Source organism: Gilliamella sp. Gris1-4 (assembly GCF_001690335.1).
Taxonomy (GTDB): Bacteria; Pseudomonadota; Gammaproteobacteria; order Enterobacterales; family Orbaceae; genus Gilliamella; species Gilliamella apicola_P.
Genome location: NZ_LZHA01000037.1, coordinates 53,005 through 76,447 on the forward strand (window position 1 = coordinate 53,005; position 23,443 = coordinate 76,447).

The following is a 23,443-nucleotide window of genomic DNA, read 5'->3' on the forward strand; positions in this document are numbered from 1 at the left end:
CGTTATTAGTATTTAATTAATAATATGTGCTTTATTTTAGAAATTATAATTTATTTATATTGATATAAATAAAACTAAAAAACTCTTTACAATGATTGATTATATTGTCGATTCATTAAACATGATATCATATTATTAAAATAACAATTGATTCTCTTAGGATATATTCATGCCATCAATTCCTGCACTTGAGTTAATCTCACTCAAAAAAATCTATAAAAACGGTGTAGAAGCATTAAAAGGTATCGATTTAACTGTACAAGCAGGCGATTTTTATGCTTTGCTGGGACCAAATGGTGCTGGTAAATCAACAACTATAGGTATTATTAGTTCATTAGTGACTAAAACTTGTGGGCAAGTAAAAATCTTTGGTTACGACTTAGATACCGATATTGTAAATGCTAAAAGACAATTAGGGATTGTACCGCAAGAATTCAATTTTAACCAATTTGAAGAAGTGTTACAAATAGTCACTAATCAAGGTGGTTATTATGGATTGCCCCGAAAAATCGCATTAGAGCGAGCCGAAAAATATTTGCGAGTTTTAGATTTGTGGGATAAACGCCATAGTCGAGCTAACCTGCTATCAGGTGGAATGAAAAGGCGATTAATGATAGCCAGAGCTCTCGTGCATGAACCTAAATTATTAATTCTTGATGAGCCGACTGCAGGCGTTGATATTGAATTACGCCGTTCTATGTGGGATTTTTTACGTGAAATCAATCGTCAAGGTATCACAATTATTTTAACTACACATTATTTAGAAGAGGCAGAAATGCTCTGTAGAAATATTGGTATTATTCAGAGCGGCAAATTGATAGCAAACTCATCAATGCGTGAGCTATTGGCGAAAAGCCAATCTGAAACAATTGTTATTGATTATGTGGCAACGCCTAAGCCGATTGAGTTAAATGGCTATAATTATTTCGATGTTGAGCCTGGGATGTTGGAAGTGAAAGTAGATAAACAAAATGGATTAAATCAATTATTTGAACAATTAAATAAACAAAATATTAAAGTTATCAGCGTACGAAATAAAGCGAATCGATTAGAAGAGTTATTTGTTGAGCTGTTGCATAGTGATACTAAACAAAAAGGTGGCATTAATGAATAATTTATATTGGATTGCCTTAAAAAGTATTTGGCGTAAAGAAGTGACCCGATTTTTAAGAATTTGGATTCAAACCTTAATTCCACCTGTTATTACCATGTCTCTTTATTTTATTATCTTTGGTAATTTAATTGGCTCTCGTGTTGGCGACATGGGCGGTTTTAGCTATATGGAATTTATTGTTCCAGGATTAATAATGATGTCAGTAATTACTAATTCCTATACCAATGTTTGTTCATCTTTTTTTAGTGCTAAATTTCAACGTAACATTGAAGAAATATTGGTGGCGCCTGTGTCAACAAATATTCTTATTCTAGGATATGTTGGTGGTGGTGTGATGCGCGGTATTTTAACGGGTATTTTGGTTACTATTGTATCGCTATTCTTTGTTCGCTTCGATGTACATTCTTGGTTGTTTGTTATTTTTACATTGCTATTGACCTCGATTTTATTTTCATTAGCTGGTCTACTCAATGCAGTATTTGCCAAGACGTTTGATGATATTAGCATTATTCCAACATTTGTGTTAACACCATTAACTTATCTAGGAGGTGTTTTTTATTCAATTACAATGCTACCAACATTTTGGCAATGGGTATCGAAAATTAATCCCATTGTTTATATGATTAATGGTTTTCGTTATGGATTTTTGGGAGTGTCAGATGTGCCATTATGGATCACATTTTCAATGCTTATTTTATTTGTAACTGTACTTTATGTAATTACATGGCGACTGATTGATAGTGGACTAGGATTGAGAAGTTAATTAAAGCTAGGAAATAATAGTTAACCGCCGATATTGTATCGGCGGAATAATAATTAGCTACTGTGCACCAGCAACAGCTTCCTTAGCCATCTCAGTGATTTTAGTAAAATCACCTTTTGCTATGGCATCCGTTGGAATAAACCAAGTTCCACCAACACATAGTACATTATTAAGTGCCAAATAATCACGGTAGTTTTTAGAATTCACACCGCCTGTAGGGCAAAACTTCATGTATCCACAAGGGCCAGAAAATGCCTTTAATGCAGCAACTCCGCCATTGATTTCAGCTGGGAAGAATTTTAATGCCGTTAAACCATATTCTTGGGCTTTTAATAATTCAGAAATAGTTGCAATACCAGGAATAACAGGGATAGGGCCTGCAACTGCAGCTTCTAAAATAGCATCGGTAATTCCTGGTGTAATAACAAACTCTACACCAGCTTCAGTAACCTGTTTTAGTTGTTCAACACTAGTTACTGTTCCTGCTCCTACAATTGCTTCAGGAACTTCTTTGATGATTTTCTTAATTGCTTCAATCGCACAAGCTGTTCTTAACGTTACTTCTAGTACCTTCACTCCACCAGCAATGAGAGCTTTAGCTAGTGGTACAGCATCCTCAATTCGTTCAATAACGATAACCGGAACCACTGGTCCCATAGTTAAAATTTCTTCAGCACTTCGTTTCCATTTTTTCATTTGTTTCTACCCACACCTTATTGATACTTAAATAAAGCAATAATCCCTAATAAATAGGGATTATTTTGTTATTCATAAATACCTAATTTCTTTTCTAAATAATGAATATTTGTGCCACCTTTTTGGAAACCACTGTCGTTCATAATTTCAATATGAAGATCAATATTGGTTTTGATTCCATCAATAACTAGTTCTGCTAATGCATTTTTCATACGTGCTATAGCGACTTCACGTGTTTCACCATAAGCAATTAATTTACCAATCATTGAGTCATAGTAAGGTGGGACACTGTAACCAGCATAAATATGCGATTCCCAACGAATGCCAAAGCCACCTGGAGCATGGAAGCGAGTGATTTTTCCTGGTGATGGCATAAAAGATTTGGGATCTTCAGCATTAATTCTACATTCAATCGCATGACCTTTAATTTCAATATCACTTTGTTTAATTGAAAGCGGTTTGCCGGCTGCAATTAAAATTTGTTCCCTAATTAGATCAACTCCAGTTATCATTTCAGTAACAGGATGTTCTACTTGAATACGGGTATTCATTTCAATGAAATAAAATTCACCATTTTCAAATAAAAATTCGAATGTGCCTGCACCTCGGTAGCCAATCTCGATACATGCATTAACGCAACGCTCACCGATGAATTTACGCATTTTAGGTGTAATACCAACAGCAGGAGCTTCTTCAACAACTTTCTGATGTCGTCTTTGCATTGAGCAGTCTCGTTCACCTAAATAAACTGCATTTCCTTGACCATCAGAAAGTACTTGGATTTCAATATGACGAGGATTTTCAAGGAATTTTTCCATGTAAACCATATCATTGTTGAAAGCAGTTTTGGCTTCTAACTTAGTCATTTTAATTGATTGTTCAAGATCTTTTTCTTCACGAACAATACGCATACCACGACCGCCACCGCCGCCAGAAGCTTTAATGATAACAGGATAGCCAATTTGCTTGGCAATTTGTTTATTAATTTCAATATCGCTACTTAGAGGACCATCTGAACCAGGTACACAAGGAACACCTGCTTTTTTCATGGCGTGAATTGCTGATACTTTATCACCCATAAGGCGAATAGTATCTGGTTTAGGACCAACAAAAATAAATCCAGATCGCTCAACTTGTTCAGCAAAATCTGCATTTTCAGATAAGAAACCATAACCAGGATGAATTGCAGCTGCTCCGGTTACTTCCGCAGCTGAAATTAATGCAGGAACGTTAAGGTAACTTTTTACTGATGCTGCTGGACCAATACAGACGGTTTCGTCTGCAAGTAATACATGTTTTAAGTCTTTATCTGCCGTAGAATGAACGGCGACAGTTTTTATTCCAAGTTCTTTACATGCTCGTAAGATACGTAGAGCTATTTCTCCACGATTCGCAATAAGAATTTTATCAAGCATATTCAATCTCTTAATCGTATTGTCAATAATAAATTCAGATTATTCAATGATGAATAGTGGCTGATCAAATTCAACTGGTTGACCATTTTCAACCAATATGGCTTTTATTGTACCAGCTTTTTCTGATTCAATTTGGTTCATCATTTTCATCGCTTCAACGATGCAAAGCACATCGCCAACATTTACTGTTTGGCCAATTTCAACAAAAGCTTTTGATTCAGGGCTCGGTGTACGATAAAAAGTTCCAACCATTGGGGATTTAATTGTTGTACCATCAGTTACCACATTATCAGTTACAACTTCTGTTTGAACGGTTGGAGCAACAACAACAGGAGCTGGTTGAGGAATTTGAATATTTTGTACTGGCGCCGAATAGTTTGTAGTAGGAGCAGCACGACTAATACGAACTGATTCCTCACCTTCAGAAATTTCAAGCTCTGAAATACCTGACTCTTCAACTAATTCAATTAATTTTTTAATTTTGCGTATATCCATGAATTACACCGTGTTTATTTGATATAAGTAACAATTATTTAAATGCATCCTTATTATCGGCTAAAGGTTTTCTAGTCGGTAATAAAGTTGTAACTCAACATTAACGCGGAAGAATACACTGTAAAACAGATTTTGTCATTATATATCTCCTTTACAATCACTTGTTATACTATTTTCTAGGTATTATTTTATAATTGCGATACAATATTGAGCGTCAATTACTATTGAGATTTGCTATGGTTTGAAAGGCTTAAATTATACTCCATTTAGCCTTAATAAAGTTGAAAATATCTATTTTTTGATTCCATGGTTGTTTTTTAATACTGAAATATACTTAAACAAGATTAATTCTAGGAAGAGTTTTTATTATGTTCAAAAAAGTTCGTGGCTTGTTTTCAAATGATTTATCGATCGATTTAGGTACAGCAAATACACTTATTTATGTTAAAGGACAAGGTATCGTATTAAACGAACCTTCAGTTGTAGCGATTCGCCAAGATCATCGCACAGGCACTCCAAAAAGTGTTGCTGCTGTTGGGCATGCTGCGAAACTAATGTTAGGGCGAACACCTGGCAATATAGCAGCCATTAGACCAATGAAAGATGGTGTTATTGCCGATTTTTCTGTCACTGAAAAAATGTTACAGTACTTTATTCGCCAAGTTCATAGTCATAGTTTTTTAAGACCAAGCCCACGCGTACTTGTTTGTGTTCCTGTTGGTGCTACGCAAGTTGAACGTCGTGCTATCCGAGAGTCAGCATTAGGCGCAGGGGCACGCGAGGTGTATTTAATTGAAGAGCCAATGGCGGCAGCTATTGGTGCTGATTTGCCTGTATCTGCACCTACTGGTTCAATGGTTGTTGATATTGGTGGTGGAACTACCGAAGTGGCTGTTATTTCACTAAATGGTGTTGTTTATTCCGCATCTGCACGTATTGGTGGTGACCGATTTGATGAAGCGATTATTAATTACGTCCGTCGCAATTATGGTTCTTTAATTGGTGAGGCAACCGCCGAAAAAATAAAACATGTTATTGGTAGCGCTTACCCTGGCGATGAAGTCCTCGAAATTGAAGTTCGTGGACGCAACCTTGCTGAAGGTGTGCCGCGTAGCTTTACTTTAAACTCTAATGAAATTTTAGAAGCGCTACAAGAACCATTAAGTGGTATTGTTAGTGCGGTAAAAGTTGCATTAGAGCAGTGCCCTCCTGAGCTTGCTTCTGATATTTCAGAACATGGTATGGTTTTAACCGGTGGTGGTGCTTTATTACGCAATATTGATAAGTTATTATCAGCTGAAACAGGTATTCATGTTGTAGTAGCAGAAGATCCACTAACATGTGTTGCCAGAGGCGGTGGCAAGGCGTTAGATATGGTCGATATGCATGGCGGTGATCTATTTAGTGAAGAGTAATTAATAATTTATTGTTAATTAGTTTCATTTTGATAAAACAATAGCTAATCATGCATCTCATATTTTTCCCGCCGACAATCGTGTCGGCGGAGTCATATTTTGAAATAATTAGATCTTGAGCTTTAAACAGGTAAGTACTGGCAATGAAATTACTTTTTTCTAAACGCTCCCCTCTTAGTGTACAATTATTTACTTCTCTGGCGTTAGCCTTGGCTCTAATTGTATTAGATGTCAATTATCGCCCATTTAAAGAAATTCGTTATTATTTAGATACCATCATTTCGCCACTATATTTTGTTTCAAATGCACCAAAGTCGTCGTTTGATTCTCTTTACGAGATGTCCAAAACACGAGAAACATTAATAAATGAAAATACAAATTTACATGCAGACTTATTACAACAAAAAAACGATCTATTATTACTTGAGCATTTAAAACATGAAAATGATAGGCTTCGTGAATTGTTAGGTTCTCCTTTAAGACATGATGAACAGAAAATGGCTGCACAAGTATTGCTTATAGATACTGATCCTTATGTTTATCAATTCGTTGTAAATAAAGGTAAACAAGATGGTGTTTATGTTGGGCAGCCTGTAGTGGATGAAAAAGGAATTGTTGGGCAAATTTATGAAACAGCTCAATCAACTAGTCGTGCTATTTTATTGTGTGATTATCAACATGCGATACCCGTACAAGTATTAAGAAACGACATTGGTATGATTGCTGTGGGAAACGGGTGTAGTAATGACTTAACATTAGAATTTATGCCTAATAACGTTGATGTAAAGGTCGGCGATGTTTTAGTTACTTCAGGGCTTGATGGCCGTTTTCCAGAAGGATATCCGGTAGCTGTAGTTAGTTCAGTAAAACTTGATATTACAGATGCTACTCCTGTTATTACAGCTACACCTACAGCTGATTTGAAACGTTTACGTTATTTATTGTTATTGTGGGGAAATCAAGGAGTAAAACATGAGGGCTCGTAATCGAATAATGATTATTTGGATAACGCTATTTATTGGCTTATGTTTACAAATCATTCCGTGGTCTCCATCATATAGCGTATTTAAACCACATATATTGATTTTGATTTTTGCTTATTGGCTAATAGCTCTTCCTCATCGAGTTGGGATTGGTACTGCTTTTGTATTTGGAGCCATAATGGATCTATGTACTGGTTCTATTTTGGGAGTTCATGCTTTTATATATTCATTTATTGCTTACTTATTTGTTTTTAAATTCCAATTGATACGTAATTTAGCTTTATGGCAACAGTCGTTTATCATCTTTGGGATATCAGTATGTTATAATTTACTGGTATTTTTATTTCAAGTCAGCATTTATCATACTATAACAATATCGCCATTGATTTTTATATCAAGCTGTGTTGATGGTCTATTATGGGTTGTCATTTATCTATTTTTGCGGCTAATAAGACGAAGCTTTGCTATCAATTAAAAAGGAATCTTATGTCTGTTGAATTATTAATGAATATAACGCCATCTGAAACTCGAGTTGCTTATATCGAAGATGGTGTATTGCAAGAGATCCATGTTGATCGTGAGTCTAGACGCGGTATTGTTGGGAATATTTATAAAGGTAAAATAATCCGTATTTTGCCTGGTATGCAAGCCGCTTTTGTAGACATTGGTCTTGATAAAGCTGCCTTTTTGCATGCATCAGATATTATGCCTCATACTGAGTGCGTATCAGATACAGAGCAAGAACAATTTCAAGTAAAAGATATCTCTGAACTTGTCCGCCAAGGGCAGGATTTAATGGTACAAGTAGTTAAAGATCCATTGGGAACTAAAGGGGCAAGGCTTACAACCGATATTACTTTGCCATCACGTTATTTGGTATTAATGCCTGGATCAAATTCTGCGCATGTAGCCACATCACAACGCATAGAAAGTGAACAAGAACGTGAAAGATTAAAAAATATTGTTGAGCAATATGTGACAACAGAGGCTGGTTTTATTGTTAGAACGGCTGCAGAAGGTGCAAGTGCGCATGAGTTAGAGCAAGATGCTAATTTTTTAAAGCGACTTTGGACTAAAATTCAAGAACGTATGGCTCGTCCAGTAAGTAAAAATCTTGTTTATGGGGAATTGGCATTATCACAACGTGTATTGCGCGATTTTGTTGGTGATCCAATTGAGCGAATTTTAGTGGATTCGAAATTAACATATGATTTATTAGTTGAATTTACGCAAGAATTTATGCCCGAGGTAACCAATAAATTATCTCACTATCGTGGTAATATTCCTATTTTTGATCTTTATGATACCGAAAATGAGATTCAAAGAGCATTAGAGCGTAAAGTCAAATTGAAGTCTGGCGGATATTTAATTATTGATCAAACCGAAGCCATGACTACTATTGATATCAATACTGGTGCATTTGTAGGACATCGGAATTTAGAAGAGACGATTTTTAATACTAATATTGAAGCAACAATAGCGATTGCCCGTCAATTACGTTTGCGTAATTTAGGGGGAATTATTATTATCGATTTTATCGACATGCAAGAAGATCTGCACCGTGAACGGGTGTTACAATCGCTCCATGATTCTTTATCTAAAGATAGGGCTAGAACAACTGTTAATTTATTTTCGAGTTTAGGATTGGTCGAAATGACCCGCAAGCGAACACGTGAAAGTATAGGGCATATTCTATGTGAAGAATGTCCAGCATGTAAAGGTCGTGGCATGGTTAAATCGGTAGAAACAGTTTGCAACGAAATTTTACGTGATATTGTTCGTGTTTATAAAGCTCATCACTCTGAATACTTTTTAGTTTATGCATCGACTGCTGTAGCTAATGCTTTAACTAATGATGAATCTCATGCTTTAGCTGAAGTTGAGGTGTTTGTGGGTAAACGCGTTGAAGTAAAAGTTGAACCACTTTATATTCAAGAACAATATGATGTTGTATTAATGTAGAAGCAATGTCTTGTAAAAAAGTTTCCGGTAACTATACGTTTCAGTATAAAAATAATGAAAGTTAAATAATTGTGATGATCAACTAGTCATAATCGATTATCAAAAAACTTCTATTAACAATTAGAATTTAAGGAATTTATGATAGTAACTCAAGTGAGTGAACGACTACTCAACCCAAACAATCTAAGCCAACAAGATCTTTCGCATTTACTTGATATGCTGAGCTCAAGGAAAATTGATTTTGGTGACTTGTATTTTCTATCTGGTTATTATGAAAACTGGTTACTTGAAGATGGTATTATAAAAAATGCCTCATTTCACCGTGACCAGGGTGTTGGCGTTAGGGCCATTGTTGGTGAAAAAACAGGGTTTGCTTATACTGATCAGCTTTCATTAGCGAGGTTAGAACAAAGTATATTCGCAGCCAATTCAATAACTAAAATACAAACACCTATCAAAGTGACGCCATTTAAATCTGCTCAAACAGTATCTATATACTCGTCAATCAATCCGATCAATTCTTTTTCTAAAGAACAGAAAATTGAATTGTTGCAACAAATTGACCACTTAGCACGCTCAATCGATCCTAGAGTTATTGAAGTTTCAGCCAGTTTGACTGGAAGTTATGAAGATATTTTAATAGCAGCAACTGATGGTACATTAAAAGCTGACATTCGTCCTTTGGTGCGTTTATCCGTTTCAGTTTTGGTTGAAAAAGAGGGTAGACGTGAGCGAGGAAGTAGTGGGGGCGGTGGTCGATTTGGGTATGAATATTTTTTAACAATCAACCCAAAAACATCAGAAAATTATGCTGACAGCTATGCCCGAGAAGCCGTGCGTCAAGCACTTGTTTCTCTTTCTGCTAAAGCCGCACCAGCAGGAACAATGCCTGTTGTTTTAGGTGCTGGTTGGCCTGGCGTTTTGTTACATGAGGCTGTAGGCCATGGCTTAGAAGGCGATTTTAATCGTAAAAACAGTTCAGTTTTTTCTGGAAAAATTGGTGAACAAGTTACTTCAGAAGTTTGTACTATTGTTGATGATGGCACGATTGAAAATCGCCGTGGCTCACTATCTATTGATGACGAAGGTACTCCAAGTCAAAAAACAGTGCTTATTGAAAATGGTATTTTAAAAGGCTATATGTTTGATAAGCTTAACGCAAAATTGATGAATACATGTTCAACTGGTAATGGTCGTCGTGAAGGATATGCATACTTACCTATGCCAAGAATGACCAATACCTATATGTTGGCAGGAAATTCCTCTTTTGACGATATCATTAGTAGCGTCGATTATGGTCTTTATGCACCTAATTTTGCTGGTGGACAAGTAGATATCACCTCTGGTAAGTTTGTGTTTTCAACTTCAGAAGCTTACTTAATTGAAAAGGGAAAAATAACAACTCCGGTTAAAGGTGCAACGTTAATTGGTTCAGGTATAGAAACTATGCAGCAAATATCTATGGTAGGTAATGATCTAGCATTAGATTCTGGTGTAGGTGTTTGTGGTAAAGCAGGGCAGAGCGTACCTGTTGGGGTTGGGCAACCCACTTTAAAAGTAGATAATTTAACCGTTGGTGGTACCATTAACCACTAATAATACTTTAATGGGATTTAAAAATAGATGGAAACAATAATTACACTTTATCATGCGTTTGTTAACATGGATATAGTAACGCTTTCAAATCCTAATGTGCTATGGACACTATATGGAATGTTGTTTGTTATTATTCTTTTAGAAAATGGCGTTTTACCGGCGGCTTTTTTACCTGGAGACAGTCTATTATTCCTAACAGGTGTATTAATTAGCCAAAATGTATTTCATTTTGGTTTAATTAATTTTATTTTAATTGCCGGTGCAGCTTTAGGTACTTGGTTAGGCTATGCTCAAGGACTTTGGCTTGGTAATACTAAGCTTGTTCAAAGTTGGATGGCGCATATACCTGAAAAATATCATCATAAATCTGAAGTATTATTCCATAAGTATGGATTACAAGCGCTATTTATTGGGAGATTTATTGCCTTTGTACGTACATTATTACCGATGATGGCTGGATTATCAGGACTACATAGTCGAAAATTCCATATTTATAATATAATCAGTGCTACATTATGGATTTTCTTTATTGTGACATTAGGTTACCTATTTGGGTTATCACCAATTTTCAAGGAATATGAAAAGCAAATCATGTCTCTGCTAATGCTAATACCGGTTTTATTGTTAGTGTTAGGGTTACTTTTTTCAATTTTTCTTGCTGTTAAGCGCTCTTTAAGCAATAAAAAACAATCTAAAATTGGATTAAACAATAAAAAGAAGTAGAAAGTGAAATTAACCGATAAGCCGGGTTCTGTCGTGGACAATCATTCCTCTAGGCTAATACTCACGCATTAGCTCAAGCAGTCTACCCGGATTCAACGCGGGCCACGCCAATGAATCCCTATTTGACCTTGCTCCGAGTGGAGTTTACCGTGCCACAACTGTTACCAGTTGCGCGGTGTGCTCTTACCACACCCTTTCACCCTTACCTGATCTTATAAAATAAGCCATCGGCGGTTTACTCTCTGTTGCACTAGTCGTGAATTTTCGCTCTCGCCAAAACCCCCCAGGCGTTACCTGGCACTCTGCCCTATGGAGCCCGGACTTTCCTCCCCTCTGTTTGTTTCTTTATAAAAACAACAAAGCAGCGATTGTCTGGTTAATTTCGTTGATGAGTATAACCTAAAGCGCAATTTTGTCCAGAGCTGTCTTATCTATAGAAGATAGATGAGTGAAGTTTAAACCTTTGTAAGGTAATGTAACTAAATAGAATTGAAACATCAAATTTATAGCACATCTTATTAGTGATGAGCTATAAAAACAGAATTTATTACCATTTTTTTTGTCTTTGGTTTTCATCATAATTGAACCAAGTTACTACTCCTTTAGATATAATAATATCAAGCTTTCCTTCAACAATATTGTATTGTGTTTCACCAATTAACATATGGCTTGTTGAGCTCTTTTTAGTATACTGATATGTCCACTGTGTTTCGTTGCTATTAATAACTGTTTTTGCTGTTGGCTCACCAAATAAAGACAAAATTTGAGATTCAGTTGATGACCCTTCAACAATTTTGCTTACTTTTTCGTTATTAAGCGGTGAACCTTGCTCATAAAGATTTTTTTGTGCGCACGCTGATAAAGCAAGTATAGAACAAGTGATGAGAAGAAATTTCTTAATATTTTTCATAATATAGTTGCCTATTGTGTTAATTTGTAGTTGATGTGAAATATGAATTGATAATAGCATATGTTTTATAACGTTCAAGATGGAACAACTGAAGGCATGACTAAAAAATCTAATTCTTCAGTGCTGAATTTTTTAATGTAAAAATATTTTCTTCTTTATACTATTTTTTAGATCTTATTTCTATTTTTTAATTTCCTTAGTTTATAACCATAAGTATCTATGCTATGCTTTTCTATCAATAAAAAAGAGAATTTGATAATTTAATTATGCTTGTTGAAAATGAAAAGATTGTCGTTTTAGTATTTATTTTAATCAATTTTTAGTGATAGTATTTAAGTAGCTATTTACTATGAATAATCAGTTAGGCTTTTAAGTTTAATATATACAGATATTAAAGATTTTTTAACAATTATAAATAAACCCAAAAAGATAGTTAGTGTTATCATATAAGCTGCGATATACTTTAACGCTAGTAAAATTTAGTTGCTATGGAATAACCAATGGAAAAACAGTTTCAATTAACAAATAGTAAAGAGATTATTGCTTATTTAGTTCAACAATTCCCAAATTGTTTTACCCTTGAAGGCGAGGCAAAACCATTAAAGATTGGAATTTTTCAAGATATTATTTCTCGTTTAGAAGGTAATGACGAACTTAGTAAAACTAAACTCCGTGCTGCACTTCGTTCATATACAATGAGTTGGCGTTACTTATACAGTATAAAAGAAGGAGTCAATCGTGTAGATTTAGATGGTAATCCTACTGAAGTCATCAACCAAGAACAGATGGATCATGCGCAGCAACAGTTGAAAGAGAGCAAAGAAAAAGCTAAAGAGCGTTTTAAAGAACGTGAAAAAGAAAAACGTAAAGCTACTCGTATGCTTCCTAAAAAAGCTAAAACTTTAAAAATTGGTGATTTTGTTAAAGTCGTAGTAGGTAATAAACCTATAAAAGTACAAGTCATTAATATCGAAAAAGAGCATATTAAGGTAAAGGTTGGTGCAGGTATGGAGTTAACAGTCAAACCTGAACATATTATCAATAAGTAGAGAATTTAAATGAATAAATTACTCATTATTACACTTAGCCTTATTTTTGGTATTTTAGGCCAAAGTGTTCAGGCGAAACCGCAAACTAATGAACAGATACCAGTTCTAAAGCAAGATGATATCCACCAGGTTGTTGCTAAACGTGTAACGAATTTTTTTACTCAATCACATTATCGCAATTTTGCTTTGGATGGCGCTTTTTCTGCTCAGATTTTCGATCGCTATTTCAAATTATTAGATGGTAATAAATCCATATTCATTCAAAGTGATGTTTCTAACTTTAGAAATAGGCAAGAATCTTTAGGTCAAGAGCTAGTCGATGGCAATTTAAAAACGGCTTATGATATTTACAACCTTTTTTTGAAAAAACGTTATGACCGTTATCAATATGCTCTTGAGGTTTTACAACGTCCAATGGATTTTTCTGCCAATGATGAAATTGATTTTAATCGTGAAGAAATTGCTTGGCCGACTTCAGAAAGCGAACTTAATGCTTATTGGGATAAGCGTGTTAAATATGATGAGTTGAGTTTATCTTTATCAGGAAAAAACGAAAAAGAGATCCGAGAAGTTTTAAGCAAACGTTATAATCGCGTTTTAAAAACAATAATGCAATCAAATAATGAAGATGCTTTTCAAGTATTTATGAATGCATTTGCTAGGGAAATCGATCCTCACACTAGCTATTTGGCACCACGTAAAAAACGAGATTTTGATTCTGAAATGAGTTTATCATTCGAGGGCATTGGCGCAACGTTAAGTCAGCAAGATGACTATACTGTGATTATGTCTTTTGTAACAGGTGGACCAGCTGAAAAAAGTAAGTTACTTACCGTCGGTGATAAAATTATTGGAGTAGGTCAAAGTAATTCAGCGATTGAAGATGTCATTGGTTGGCGATTGGATGATGTTGTCGATAAAATTCGTGGGCCTAAAGGCACTGTCGTAAAACTAGAAATTTTACCTGCTGGTAATAATAGTAAGACAAAAGTAATTGAACTTACTCGTGATAAAATTCGTTTTGAAGATCGAGAAGCAAAATTAAAGACCATTGATAATCCACGTGGTAAAGTTGGCGTTATTGAAATACCAAGTTTCTATATGGGATTAACGGAAAAAGTTGAAGGACTCTTATCAAAAGCAAATAAAGAAAATTTGCAAGGTTTAGTTATTGATTTGCGTGATAATGGTGGTGGTTCGTTAGCCGAAGTTATCAATTTAACTGGCTTATTTATTGATACTGGACCAGTTGTTCAGGTACGTGATAATTTACAAAAAGTCATCACTTACAATGATAAGAATAAAGGTATCGAATACACAGGGCCACTTGTTGTTATGATTAATCGTTATAGTGCATCAGCATCAGAAATATTTTCTGCCGCTATGCAAGATTATGGGCGTGCATTAATAGTTGGTGAAACCACTTATGGTAAGGGAACCGTCCAAACTTCTCGTAACATCTCTTATCCGGTTGATGCAAGACTACATCCAAATTGGCCTGAACTTGGTGGAGCTCAATATACTATTCAGAAGTTTTATCGTATCAATGGTGGTAGTACTCAATTAAAAGGAGTTGAGCCAGATATTGAAATGAATAAAATTAAGTATGTTGATGAAACGGGAGAACGTTTTTTAGATAACGCACTACCGTGGGATAAAATACCATCCGCTGATTATTTGGCTCTTGCCAATATTAAGCCATTGTTGCCTGATTTAGAATCACAACATTTAGCCAGGATTTCACATAATCCTGAATTTATGTATATTGATGAAGATATCAAACGATTTAATGATAAAAAAGATCGTCAATATATTGTTTCACTTAATAAGAAAAAACGAGAAGTAGAACAAAAAAATAATGAGGAACGTGATTTAAAAAGAACTAATGAGCGTTTAAATAAAGCAGGTTTACCATCAATTGCCAAACTAGATGATTTACCAAAAGATTATAAACAACCTGATCCTTACTTAGATGAATCTATCGAGATACTTCTTGATTTTGCACCTAAGTATCCGAAAATTGAAGGTGGTAGTTCTATTAACAATATTATTTCTTTTGATAAACCAATCGAAAAGGCTAATTAATAATAAATAATGGGAGATAATATGATGGATTTGAATTTAAGATATGCTTTAGTCACAACTATTGCCGTGTTAGCTGTGTTAGCAACATTTGGTTTTATTGTTTGTATGAATTAAAAAAGCTTGATTAATTATTTAGTGATCATTATAGTATGCAACCTGCTTTTGAAAAGCAGGTTCTAATAATGAGGTGAGGTGTCCGAGTGGTTGAAGGAGCACGCCTGGAAAGTGTGTATACGGCAACGTATCAAGGGTTCGAATCCCTTCCTCACCGCCATAAATATTTAGTCATTAAAAGATAGAACCATTAGGCTCATATCACAATACAATTAGCTATTAGATTACTTTAATAGTTCTCAATTTAGAGTCGTTATCTAAAATGACAAACAATACCTTCCTCTCCTTAATCATTTGGAGCCATTATGGAAAACTTACGCACAGTTCAAGACTTTATACGTTGGACAGCATCACAACTTAGTCTATCAGATGTCTTTTTAGGTCATGGTACAGATAATCCTATTGACGAGTCTAAACAATTAATTTTAGCAACGTTAGGATTATCGTTGTTTATTCCTGAAGAATTTTATTCTACAAATCTAACTAATGATGAAAAAAGTCAAATTATTGATATTATTCAAAAGCGAATAAAAGATCGCGTACCAACTCCTTATTTAACTAATCAAGCTTGGTTTTGTGGACATGCTTTTTATGTGGATGAGCGTGTATTAATTCCTCGTTCTCCTATTGGTGAACTAATTGATAACCATTTTGAGCAAATAATATTAACTGAACCTAAAAACATTTTAGATCTATGTACTGGTAGTGGCTGTATAGGGATTGCTTGCGCTTATGAATTTGCTGATGCTCAAGTTGATATAACTGATATTTCATTAGAAGCATTAGATATCGCCCAAACAAATATTGAGATGCACGAAATGGATTTTCAAGTTACTCCTATTTTGTCAGATCTATTTGATGATGTGCCTGAAAAACAATACGATCTGATTGTCACTAATCCGCCTTATGTTGATAGTGAAGATATGAGTGATTTGCCAGATGAGTTTTTATATGAACCTAAATTAGCATTAGAAGCGGGCTTTGATGGTTTAGATCTGGTAAAAAAAATTTTACGAGATGCGATAAATTATTTAACACCAGCAGGTGTATTAGTTTGTGAAGTCGGCAATAGTTGGGTTAGCTTACAACAACAATATCCCGATGTCCCTTTTAATTGGATAGAATTTGAACGTGGTGGGTTGGGTGTATTTTCTATCACACGTGAAGAACTGATTCAATATCATTACTGTTTTAAATAAGCTGTTTTTAATCATTGGAATAAATTTATTATGGCTGGAAACTCAATCGGAAAATTATTCAAAGTAACCACATTTGGTGAATCACACGGAGTAGCATTAGGGTGTGTTGTCGATGGTGTTCCTCCTGGACTTGCGTTAACAGAATCAGACATGCAAAATGATCTTGATCGTCGTAGACCTGGCTCATCTCGTTATACAACTCAACGCCGAGAAGCAGATCAAGTCAAAATTTTGTCAGGCGTATTTGAAGGTGTTACAACTGGGACGAGTATTGGTTTACTTATTGAAAATACCGATCAACGTTCTCAAGATTATAGTAAAATTAAAGATATCTTCAGACCAAGCCATGCAGATTACACTTATCAAAATAAATATGGCATACGCGATTATCGCGGTGGCGGTCGCTCCTCTGCTCGTGAAACGGCTATGAGAGTTGCTGCCGGTGCTATTGCAAAAAAATATCTACAAGAAAAGCTTGGCATTACTATTCGTGGTTATTTGGCTCAGATGGGTGATGTAAAATGTGAATTGAAAGACTGGCAACAAGTTGAACTCAATCCATTTTTTTGCGCAGATGAGAGTAAATTAGGTGCACTTGAACAGCTGCTTCGGTCATTAAAAAAAGAGGGTGACTCAATAGGTGCGAAAGTTTGCATTGTTGCTGAAAATATTCCAGTAGGACTTGGCGAACCTGTATTTGATAAACTAGATGCTGATCTTGCGCATGCACTAATGAGTATTAATGCCGTGAAAGGTGTAGAAATTGGCGATGGTTTTGCTGTTGTGAATAAACGTGGTAGCGAAAATCGTGATGAAATAACACCTAAAGGCTTTTTATCTAATCATGCCGGTGGGATTTTAGGTGGTATTAGTTCAGGACAAACCATATCAGCTAGCATAGCTCTTAAACCCACGCCTAGTATAGAAATTCCAGGTAAATCAGTTAATATTTTGGGTGAAAGCGTTGAAGTATCTACACATGGTCGACATGATCCATGTGTTGGCATTCGAGCTGTACCAATTGCTGAAGCAATGGTTGCTATTGTGCTGATGGATCACTACCTTCGTTATCGGGCTCAATGTGGTGATGTAAATAAATTATGAGTTATGATCTGCTTATTTTACTTTTTCTGATTGCTGCTTTGGCCGGTTTTATTGATTCTATTGCTGGCGGAGGTGGTTTATTAACTGTCCCTGCATTACTTGCTGTTGGACTGCCACCAGCTAGTGCATTGGCAACCAATAAATTGCAAAGTTGCGGTGGTTCGTTTTCTGCTAGCCTATATTTTATCCGGCAGCATATGGTAGATTTAAAACAACAAAAATGGGCAATCGTTTTTGCTTTTGTTGGTTCAGCAATTGGAACATTATCTGTGATGCGTATCCAAGCTGATTTTTTAAAATTATTATTACCAATTTTAACTATTAGCGTTGGGCTCTATTTTTTACTTTCTCCAACTATTGGAGAAAACGACCGTAACAGTCGCCTTTCACTTATTCAATTCGCATTAATTCCTGCCTTTGGTATTGGTTTTTATGATGGCTTTTTTGGCCCTGGAGCTGGTTCATTTTATGCGTTAGCTTATATCACGTTAGCTGGTTTTAATTTAACTAAAGCGACTGCACATACCAAAGTACTAAACTTTACCTCAAATTTGGCCGGCTTGTTGTTTTTTATTATAGGGGGCGAAGTAATATGGTCAATTGGATTGGTTATGTTAGTTGGTCAATTTATAGGAGCAAGGCTTGGTGCTAAAATGGTTATCGCCAAAGGTCGTAAATTAATTCGACCAATGTTAATCACAGTTTCGACTCTTATGAGTATAAAATTAATTTACGAAAATTTTTTTAATTGCTTATAAGTTAAATAATTTATATTTTATTCTATCTAAAGTAATTTTATTATCAATTTTATTGCTTCAAATTTTTACCTTTCATAATTCATTGTATTAAATTTTCTGTCAAAAACTTTCCGGTAACTATATGTTTGAGTATAAAATAGCAACAAATATTTACTTCACTTAAATATTATATAGTATATATTTGTGTCATATAAGATAGTTTGTGTTAACTCGTCAACCGATATTATGAAACTTCAACAATTACGCTACATTTTAGAAATTGCACGTTCAGGCTCAATTAATGAAGCAGCTAAGAATTTATATATTACTCAGCCAAGCTTATCAACAGCGGTGAAAGATCTAGAGGCTGAATTTGGTATTGAGATTTTTGTGCGCAGTTCTAAAGGAGTTTCACTTTCACCTGATGGCGTTGAGTTTTTAGGTTATGCCAAACAAGTTCTAGATCAAGCTGAGCTATTAAAACAGCACTACTCAAAAAAAGAACCCTCTAAGCAGTTATGTAGTATATCCACTCAGCATTACGCTTTTGCGGTTAATGCTTTTGTTAATTTAATTAAAAATAATCAAACAGATGAGTATGAGTTTACGCTTAGGGAAACAAAAACATATGATATTATCACCGATGTAGCTAATTTACGTAGTGAAGTTGGTATCTTGTATTTGAATGATTTTAATCAAAAAGTGATTTTACGGTTACTGAAAGAACATAGATTAACCTTTAACCCACTTTTTGAAGCTAATCCTCATGTATTTATTAGTACTCATCATCCATTAGCATCCATGAAGTTATTATCTTTAGATGATTTAGAGGATTACCCTTATCTCTCATTTGAGCAGGGCGAGTATAACTCATTCTATTTTTCTGAAGAAATTTTAAGTACGGTTTATCATAAAAAGAGTATACACGTTAGTGATAGAGCAACCTTATTTAACCTATTGCACGGACTTAATGGTTATACCATTAGTACAGGGGTTTTAAGTGCTGACTTAAACGGATCTGATATTTTATCAATACCGTTAGATGTAGAAGAAAAAATCCTAATAGGCTGGATCACATCACAAAAGGCTCAACTAAGCTTATCGGCTCAAAATTATATTGAGGCGCTAAAAAAACTAATTCAAGAAGAGTATGGTTTTGAACTTAAGTAAATATTGCTGTTAACTAAATAAATCAAATTGCTATTTTTATAGATTTCAGTATAATTTCCTCGCTCATATATTCACTATATGGGCACCGAGGAATGTCTGAATTAGAGATCGGTCATTCCATTTTTTATATTTATTTTAAGAGGTTTATTATGTCTCTAACTGTAGAAGCTAAAGCGAAAATCGTTGCCGAATATGGTCGTGGCACTAACGACACTGGTTCAACAGAGGTTCAAGTTGCTCTTTTAACTGCACGTATTAATGATTTACAAGGTCATTTTTCTGAGCATAAAAAAGATCACCATAGCCGTCGTGGTCTATTACGTATGGTGTCTAGCCGTCGTAAATTATTAGATTATTTACGTCGTAAAGATATTGAACGTTATAACCAATTGATTAAAAAACTAGGTTTACGTCGCTAATTGACAATCTACTTGAAAAGAGGCTTAGGCCTCTTTTTCGTTGTGAAAAATCGATGCTCTGATATAATATGGAGCGTTAAAAATTATTATTTTATGTAAGCCAACAAAGTAAAGATTATATCTCATGTTTCGCGCGACTAATGAGAGCTCTATAATTTATAGATTTGTCATTAGTCGTGACAGTGAAATAATCTTTTTGTTGTATATATCCCACATTGTTGAAGAGAGTATCAATAAGCGTAGCGTAATGCTGCGTCCTGTCGAAATATCAAACTTCAACATAACAAATAACAAGAGGACACTATTTTGTTTAATCCGACATGTCAAAAATTTCAATATGGTCGTCATACCGTGACTTTAGAAACTGGTATTATGGCTCGTCAAGCAACCGCAGCTGTTATGGTTAATATGGATGATACTGCTGTATTTGTCACGGTTGTTGCAAATAAAAAAGTAAAAGAAGGTCAAGACTTCTTCCCATTAACAGTTAATTACCAAGAACGTACCTATGCTGCAGGGCGTATTCCTGGTGGATTTTTTAAACGTGAAGGTCGTCCAAGTGAAGGTGAAACTCTAATTGCACGTTTAATCGACCGCCCGCTTCGTCCATTATTTCCTGAAGGATTTGTTAATGAAATCCAAATTATTGCAACCGTTGTTTCGGTTAATCCCGAGGTGAGCCCTGACCTAGTTGCAATGATTGGCGCTTCTGCTGCACTTTGCTTATCTGGTGTTCCATTCCACGGTCCTATTGGTGCTGCACGTGTTGGCTTTATTAATGATGAATTTGTATTAAATCCATCAGTAAAAGAGCTTGCAGCCAGTCGTCTAGATTTAGTTGTTGCGGGCACAAAAAGTGCAGTATTAATGGTTGAATCTGAAGCTGATTTACTCACTGAAGATCAAATGTTAGCAGCGGTAGTATTTGGTCATGAACAACAACAAGTTGTTATTGATAATATTAACGAATTTGTAGAAAAAGCCAATTGTGAAAAATGGGATTGGGTAGCACCGGCTAAAAATGAGGTGCTATATAATGCCATTGTTGAATTAGCTAAAGATCGTTTGGGCGAAGCTTATCGTATTACTGAAAAGCAAGCACGTTATGCACAAATCGATTTAATTAAAGAAGAAGTTTTAGCTGTACTAAAAGAACAAAATGACGAGCTTGATGAAAACGAAGTGATTAATATTATTGTTGAGTTGGAAAGTCAAATTGTTCGTAAGCGTGTTATTGCTGGTGAACCGCGTATTGATGGTCGTGAAAAAGATATGATTCGTGCACTTGATATCCGTACTAATGTCTTACCAAGAACTCATGGTAGTGCACTGTTTACACGTGGTGAAACTCAGGCACTAGTTACTGCAACATTAGGTACTGAGCGTGACGCACAAATCATTGATGAGTTAACTGGTGAATATACCGAACGGTTCTTACTTCATTACAATTTCCCTCCATACTCTGTTGGCGAAACAGGCATGGTTGGCTCACCAAAACGCCGAGAAATTGGTCATGGTCGCCTAGCTAAACGAGGTGTTGCGGCTGTAATGCCAAGCCGTGAAGAATTTCCATATACTGTTCGAGTAGTGTCTGAAATTACTGAGTCAAATGGTTCATCTTCAATGGCTTCTGTTTGTGGTGCTTCACTTGCTCTTATGGATGCAGGGGTACCAATCAAATCATCTGTTGCTGGTATTGCAATGGGATTAGTAAAAGAAGGTGATCAGTTTGTCGTATTGTCAGATATTCTTGGTGACGAAGACCACCTTGGTGATATGGACTTTAAAGTAGCAGGTACACGCGAAGGTGTAAGTGCATTGCAAATGGATATCAAAATTGAAGGTATAACCAAAGAAATTATGCAAGTAGCACTTAATCAAGCTAAAGGTGCTCGTTTACATATTTTAGGTGTAATGGAACAAGCAATTAATAAGCCTCGCCAAGAAATTTCAGAGTTTGCACCACGTATTTATACAATGAATGTAAATCCTGACAAAATTCGCGATATTATCGGTAAAGGTGGCGCAACAATTCGGGCTTTAACCGAAGAAACAGGAACAACTATTGAAATCACTGATGATGGTACTGTTAAGATTGCAGCTTCAGATGGCAATAAAGCCAAAGATGCTATGGCACGTATTACTAACTTAGTTGCTGATGTCGAAATTGGTAAAATTTATACAGGTAAAGTGACAAGAATCGTTGATTTTGGTGCTTTTGTATCGGTTATTGGTGGTAAAGAAGGACTTGTTCATGTGTCCCAAATTGCCGATCATCGAGTTGAAAAAGTGGCTGATTATCTAAAAGTAGGTCAAGAAGTAAATGTTAAAGTACTAGAAATTGATCGCCAAGGTAGAATCCGTTTGAGTATGAAAGATGCAGTCGAACCTACACCAGAAGTTGCTTCAACAGCAGAATAAAATTATTATTCATTAGGGGATAAAAATGGGATTATTCAACCTGAAAACTGTATGCTGCATTTTGCTAGCTGTTATTCTTTTGTCAGGTTGTTCTAATTCTCAACCTTTGTTAGCTGTTCCTGAGCAAGTTTCATATGATGATGAGTTAAAAATTGCTCAGCTCAGCCAACAGCTATCTCAAAAAGGCCTTGATACTGGAACGCGAATGCAACTCATATTTGAGCGAGGTATCGCCTATGATTCATTGGGGTTTAAAGCCTTTGCTCAAAGCGATTTTTCCTATTTGTTGGGTTTAAATCCGGAAGTTCCTGACATTTACAACTTTTTAGGAACTTATGCATTAAGAGATGGTGATTTTGATACAGCTTTGATGTCGTTTAATACTACATTAGAGCTTGATCCCACTTATACTTATGCATATTTAAATCGTGCTATTACGTTGTATCGTACAGGCCATTATCAGGCTGCAGAGCGTGATGCATTACGGTTTTATCAATATGATGTGAATGAACCTATTAGAATTCTATGGCTTTATTTGATTGAAAAGGAAAATGATAATAAAGCCGCCAAAAATGAGCTACAAAAACGTTATGATCTGATTAATGATAAAACGAGTTATAGTGGCAATATTATTGCATTTTATTTAGGTAAAATTAGCGAATCTAAATTAATGCAGAACCTTCAACAAGGTGTAGAGAATAATCGACAATTAGCCGAACGCCTTTGTGAAGCCTACTTTTACTTAGGTAAATATTATCAAAGTAAAGGTGACAACGAACGTGCCAAAATGTTATTTAAATATGCTTTAGCCAATAATATTTATAACTATGTTGAACATCAACAGGCACTTTATGAAATGAAGTTACTTGAAGAAAAAGAAGAGTAACAAGGGTCATGCCAGTTTTAAAAGTGAAAATATTGTTATAGCGTAGTTCTGATTTGCCAAATAATATGTTCTTAACATTAGATAATGCGGTTAGCTTTATCTTAGATATATAAATATCAATCAACCTTAGTTTATTTTTTTAGATTCGATTTGTTGAGTTAACATAGGCAGTTAGTTATTGGGGTGA

22 protein-coding genes, 1 tRNA gene and 1 other RNA gene are annotated in these 23,443 nt (G+C 35.2%); 19 read left to right on the forward strand and 5 right to left on the reverse strand.

The genetic code is table 11. The annotated features are described in order from the left end of the window. The first annotated feature begins 169 nt into the window (after positions 1-169). On the forward strand, positions 170-1,114 hold the full coding sequence (locus tag A9G31_RS04465; protein WP_065560629.1) for an ABC transporter ATP-binding protein: 945 nt from the start codon (positions 170-172) through the stop codon (positions 1,112-1,114). Further along, positions 1,107-1,877, forward strand: coding sequence for an ABC transporter permease (locus A9G31_RS04470; protein ID WP_065560630.1), 771 nt, complete (start codon positions 1,107-1,109; stop codon positions 1,875-1,877). The genes A9G31_RS04465 and A9G31_RS04470 overlap by 8 nt, the downstream gene beginning before the upstream one ends. A gap of 57 nt (positions 1,878-1,934) precedes the next feature. Here the strand turns inward: A9G31_RS04470 and A9G31_RS04475 are convergent, their stop codons facing one another. The 3 genes from A9G31_RS04475 to accB all read right to left on the reverse strand — a co-directional run bounded on the left by A9G31_RS04475 (position 1,935) and on the right by accB (position 4,483). Continuing rightward, positions 1,935-2,573 (reverse strand): bifunctional 4-hydroxy-2-oxoglutarate aldolase/2-dehydro-3-deoxy-phosphogluconate aldolase, encoded by a 639-nt coding sequence (locus tag A9G31_RS04475; protein ID WP_065560631.1) that lies wholly within the window; start codon positions 2,571-2,573, stop codon positions 1,935-1,937. Positions 2,574-2,641: 68 nt separating this feature from the next. Further along, positions 2,642-3,988 carry an acetyl-CoA carboxylase biotin carboxylase subunit gene (gene accC, locus A9G31_RS04480; RefSeq protein WP_065560632.1) on the reverse strand — a complete coding sequence of 449 codons (1,347 nt, stop codon included), beginning with the start codon at positions 3,986-3,988 and terminating at the stop codon, positions 2,642-2,644. A 39-nt stretch (positions 3,989-4,027) separates the two neighbouring features. Continuing rightward, entirely contained in the window at positions 4,028-4,483 is a 456-nt protein-coding gene (accB, locus tag A9G31_RS04485) for an acetyl-CoA carboxylase biotin carboxyl carrier protein (protein ID WP_034909700.1), read from the reverse strand. Positions 4,484-4,851: 368 nt separating this feature from the next. Here accB and A9G31_RS04490 point away from each other — a divergent pair, with 368 nt between their 5' ends. The 6 genes from A9G31_RS04490 to A9G31_RS04515 all read left to right on the forward strand — a co-directional run bounded on the left by A9G31_RS04490 (position 4,852) and on the right by A9G31_RS04515 (position 11,162). Further along, positions 4,852-5,898 (forward strand): rod shape-determining protein, encoded by a 1,047-nt coding sequence (locus A9G31_RS04490; RefSeq protein WP_065560633.1) that lies wholly within the window; start codon positions 4,852-4,854, stop codon positions 5,896-5,898. A 143-nt stretch (positions 5,899-6,041) separates the two neighbouring features. After that, complete coding sequence (mreC, locus tag A9G31_RS04495; RefSeq protein WP_065560634.1) at positions 6,042-6,884, forward strand: rod shape-determining protein MreC; 843 nt, start codon at positions 6,042-6,044, stop codon at positions 6,882-6,884. Further along, a complete protein-coding gene (mreD, locus tag A9G31_RS04500; protein WP_065560635.1) occupies positions 6,871-7,356 on the forward strand; it encodes a rod shape-determining protein MreD in 486 nt (161 codons plus the stop codon). The genes mreC and mreD overlap by 14 nt, the downstream gene beginning before the upstream one ends. Before the next feature lie 11 nt (positions 7,357-7,367). Continuing rightward, the gene (rng, locus tag A9G31_RS04505; protein WP_065560636.1) at positions 7,368-8,843 is read left to right on the forward strand and encodes a ribonuclease G; all 1,476 of its coding nucleotides are present in this window, start codon (positions 7,368-7,370) and stop codon (positions 8,841-8,843) included. A gap of 138 nt (positions 8,844-8,981) precedes the next feature. Beyond that, entirely contained in the window at positions 8,982-10,439 is a 1,458-nt protein-coding gene (tldD, locus tag A9G31_RS04510; RefSeq protein ID WP_065560637.1) for a metalloprotease TldD, read from the forward strand. A 27-nt stretch (positions 10,440-10,466) separates the two neighbouring features. After that, entirely contained in the window at positions 10,467-11,162 is a 696-nt protein-coding gene (locus A9G31_RS04515; protein ID WP_065560638.1) for a DedA family protein, read from the forward strand. Position 11,163: 1 nt separating this feature from the next. On the opposite strand, the gene rnpB is transcribed toward A9G31_RS04515, so the two are convergent. Both rnpB and bamE read right to left on the reverse strand, forming a co-directional pair. Next, positions 11,164-11,546, reverse strand: an RNA gene (rnpB, locus tag A9G31_RS04520) — RNase P RNA component class A. A 163-nt stretch (positions 11,547-11,709) separates the two neighbouring features. Then, a complete protein-coding gene (gene bamE / locus A9G31_RS04525; RefSeq protein ID WP_065560639.1) occupies positions 11,710-12,072 on the reverse strand; it encodes an outer membrane protein assembly factor BamE domain-containing protein in 363 nt (120 codons plus the stop codon). 500 nt (positions 12,073-12,572) lie between these two features. Here bamE and proQ point away from each other — a divergent pair, with 500 nt between their 5' ends. The 11 genes from proQ (at position 12,573) to nlpI (ending at position 23,256) form a co-directional block, all read left to right on the forward strand. Then, positions 12,573-13,121 (forward strand): RNA chaperone ProQ, encoded by a 549-nt coding sequence (gene proQ, locus A9G31_RS04530; RefSeq protein WP_065560640.1) that lies wholly within the window; start codon positions 12,573-12,575, stop codon positions 13,119-13,121. Positions 13,122-13,130: 9 nt separating this feature from the next. Beyond that, positions 13,131-15,206: a carboxy terminal-processing peptidase gene (prc, locus tag A9G31_RS04535; RefSeq protein ID WP_065560641.1), complete on the forward strand. Its 2,076-nt coding sequence runs from the start codon at positions 13,131-13,133 to the stop codon at positions 15,204-15,206. Between the two features lie 21 nt (positions 15,207-15,227). Beyond that, positions 15,228-15,320 carry a cytochrome bd-I oxidase subunit CydH gene (gene cydH, locus A9G31_RS11590; protein ID WP_176700353.1) on the forward strand — a complete coding sequence of 31 codons (93 nt, stop codon included), beginning with the start codon at positions 15,228-15,230 and terminating at the stop codon, positions 15,318-15,320. A gap of 72 nt (positions 15,321-15,392) precedes the next feature. After that, positions 15,393-15,480 (forward strand) — tRNA-Ser (locus A9G31_RS04540). A 145-nt stretch (positions 15,481-15,625) separates the two neighbouring features. Continuing rightward, positions 15,626-16,519, forward strand: coding sequence for a 50S ribosomal protein L3 N(5)-glutamine methyltransferase (gene prmB, locus A9G31_RS04545; RefSeq protein ID WP_065560642.1), 894 nt, complete (start codon positions 15,626-15,628; stop codon positions 16,517-16,519). A gap of 30 nt (positions 16,520-16,549) precedes the next feature. Next, complete coding sequence (gene aroC / locus A9G31_RS04550) at positions 16,550-17,623, forward strand: chorismate synthase (protein ID WP_065560643.1); 1,074 nt, start codon at positions 16,550-16,552, stop codon at positions 17,621-17,623. Further along, positions 17,620-18,381, forward strand: coding sequence for a TSUP family transporter (locus A9G31_RS04555; protein ID WP_065560644.1), 762 nt, complete (start codon positions 17,620-17,622; stop codon positions 18,379-18,381). The genes aroC and A9G31_RS04555 overlap by 4 nt, the downstream gene beginning before the upstream one ends. A gap of 225 nt (positions 18,382-18,606) precedes the next feature. Next, positions 18,607-19,530: a LysR family transcriptional regulator gene (locus tag A9G31_RS04560; RefSeq protein WP_065560645.1), complete on the forward strand. Its 924-nt coding sequence runs from the start codon at positions 18,607-18,609 to the stop codon at positions 19,528-19,530. 149 nt (positions 19,531-19,679) lie between these two features. Then, positions 19,680-19,949: a 30S ribosomal protein S15 gene (gene rpsO / locus A9G31_RS04565; RefSeq protein WP_034909676.1), complete on the forward strand. Its 270-nt coding sequence runs from the start codon at positions 19,680-19,682 to the stop codon at positions 19,947-19,949. Positions 19,950-20,255: 306 nt separating this feature from the next. Next, positions 20,256-22,370, forward strand: coding sequence for a polyribonucleotide nucleotidyltransferase (gene pnp, locus A9G31_RS04570; protein WP_065560646.1), 2,115 nt, complete (start codon positions 20,256-20,258; stop codon positions 22,368-22,370). Between the two features lie 25 nt (positions 22,371-22,395). Beyond that, positions 22,396-23,256 (forward strand): lipoprotein NlpI, encoded by an 861-nt coding sequence (gene nlpI, locus A9G31_RS04575; protein WP_065560647.1) that lies wholly within the window; start codon positions 22,396-22,398, stop codon positions 23,254-23,256. The last annotated feature ends 187 nt before the right edge of the window (positions 23,257-23,443 follow it).

Excerpts from the sequence above, each read along its gene's own strand:
- A9G31_RS04475 (WP_065560631.1), bottom strand. The coding sequence starts at position 2,573 with ATGAAAAAATGGAAACGAAGTGCTGAAGAAATTTTAACTATGGGACCA.
- rng (WP_065560636.1), top strand. The coding sequence starts at position 7,368 with ATGTCTGTTGAATTATTAATGAATATAACGCCATCTGAAACTCGAGTT.
- cydH (WP_176700353.1), top strand. The coding sequence starts at position 15,228 with ATGATGGATTTGAATTTAAGATATGCTTTAGTCACAACTATTGCCGTG.
- A9G31_RS04490 (WP_065560633.1), top strand. The coding sequence starts at position 4,852 with ATGTTCAAAAAAGTTCGTGGCTTGTTTTCAAATGATTTATCGATCGAT.
- prmB (WP_065560642.1), top strand. The coding sequence starts at position 15,626 with ATGGAAAACTTACGCACAGTTCAAGACTTTATACGTTGGACAGCATCA.
- mreC (WP_065560634.1), top strand. The coding sequence starts at position 6,042 with ATGAAATTACTTTTTTCTAAACGCTCCCCTCTTAGTGTACAATTATTT.
- A9G31_RS04470 (WP_065560630.1), top strand. The coding sequence starts at position 1,107 with ATGAATAATTTATATTGGATTGCCTTAAAAAGTATTTGGCGTAAAGAA.
- nlpI (WP_065560647.1), top strand. The coding sequence starts at position 22,396 with ATGGGATTATTCAACCTGAAAACTGTATGCTGCATTTTGCTAGCTGTT.
- A9G31_RS04555 (WP_065560644.1), top strand. The coding sequence starts at position 17,620 with ATGAGTTATGATCTGCTTATTTTACTTTTTCTGATTGCTGCTTTGGCC.
- A9G31_RS04465 (WP_065560629.1), top strand. The coding sequence starts at position 170 with ATGCCATCAATTCCTGCACTTGAGTTAATCTCACTCAAAAAAATCTAT.
- prc (WP_065560641.1), top strand. The coding sequence starts at position 13,131 with ATGAATAAATTACTCATTATTACACTTAGCCTTATTTTTGGTATTTTA.
- A9G31_RS04560 (WP_065560645.1), top strand. The coding sequence starts at position 18,607 with ATGAAACTTCAACAATTACGCTACATTTTAGAAATTGCACGTTCAGGC.
- rpsO (WP_034909676.1), top strand. The coding sequence starts at position 19,680 with ATGTCTCTAACTGTAGAAGCTAAAGCGAAAATCGTTGCCGAATATGGT.
- accB (WP_034909700.1), bottom strand. The coding sequence starts at position 4,483 with ATGGATATACGCAAAATTAAAAAATTAATTGAATTAGTTGAAGAGTCA.
- aroC (WP_065560643.1), top strand. The coding sequence starts at position 16,550 with ATGGCTGGAAACTCAATCGGAAAATTATTCAAAGTAACCACATTTGGT.
- bamE (WP_065560639.1), bottom strand. The coding sequence starts at position 12,072 with ATGAAAAATATTAAGAAATTTCTTCTCATCACTTGTTCTATACTTGCT.
- accC (WP_065560632.1), bottom strand. The coding sequence starts at position 3,988 with ATGCTTGATAAAATTCTTATTGCGAATCGTGGAGAAATAGCTCTACGT.
- mreD (WP_065560635.1), top strand. The coding sequence starts at position 6,871 with ATGAGGGCTCGTAATCGAATAATGATTATTTGGATAACGCTATTTATT.
- proQ (WP_065560640.1), top strand. The coding sequence starts at position 12,573 with ATGGAAAAACAGTTTCAATTAACAAATAGTAAAGAGATTATTGCTTAT.
- tldD (WP_065560637.1), top strand. The coding sequence starts at position 8,982 with ATGATAGTAACTCAAGTGAGTGAACGACTACTCAACCCAAACAATCTA.
- A9G31_RS04515 (WP_065560638.1), top strand. The coding sequence starts at position 10,467 with ATGGAAACAATAATTACACTTTATCATGCGTTTGTTAACATGGATATA.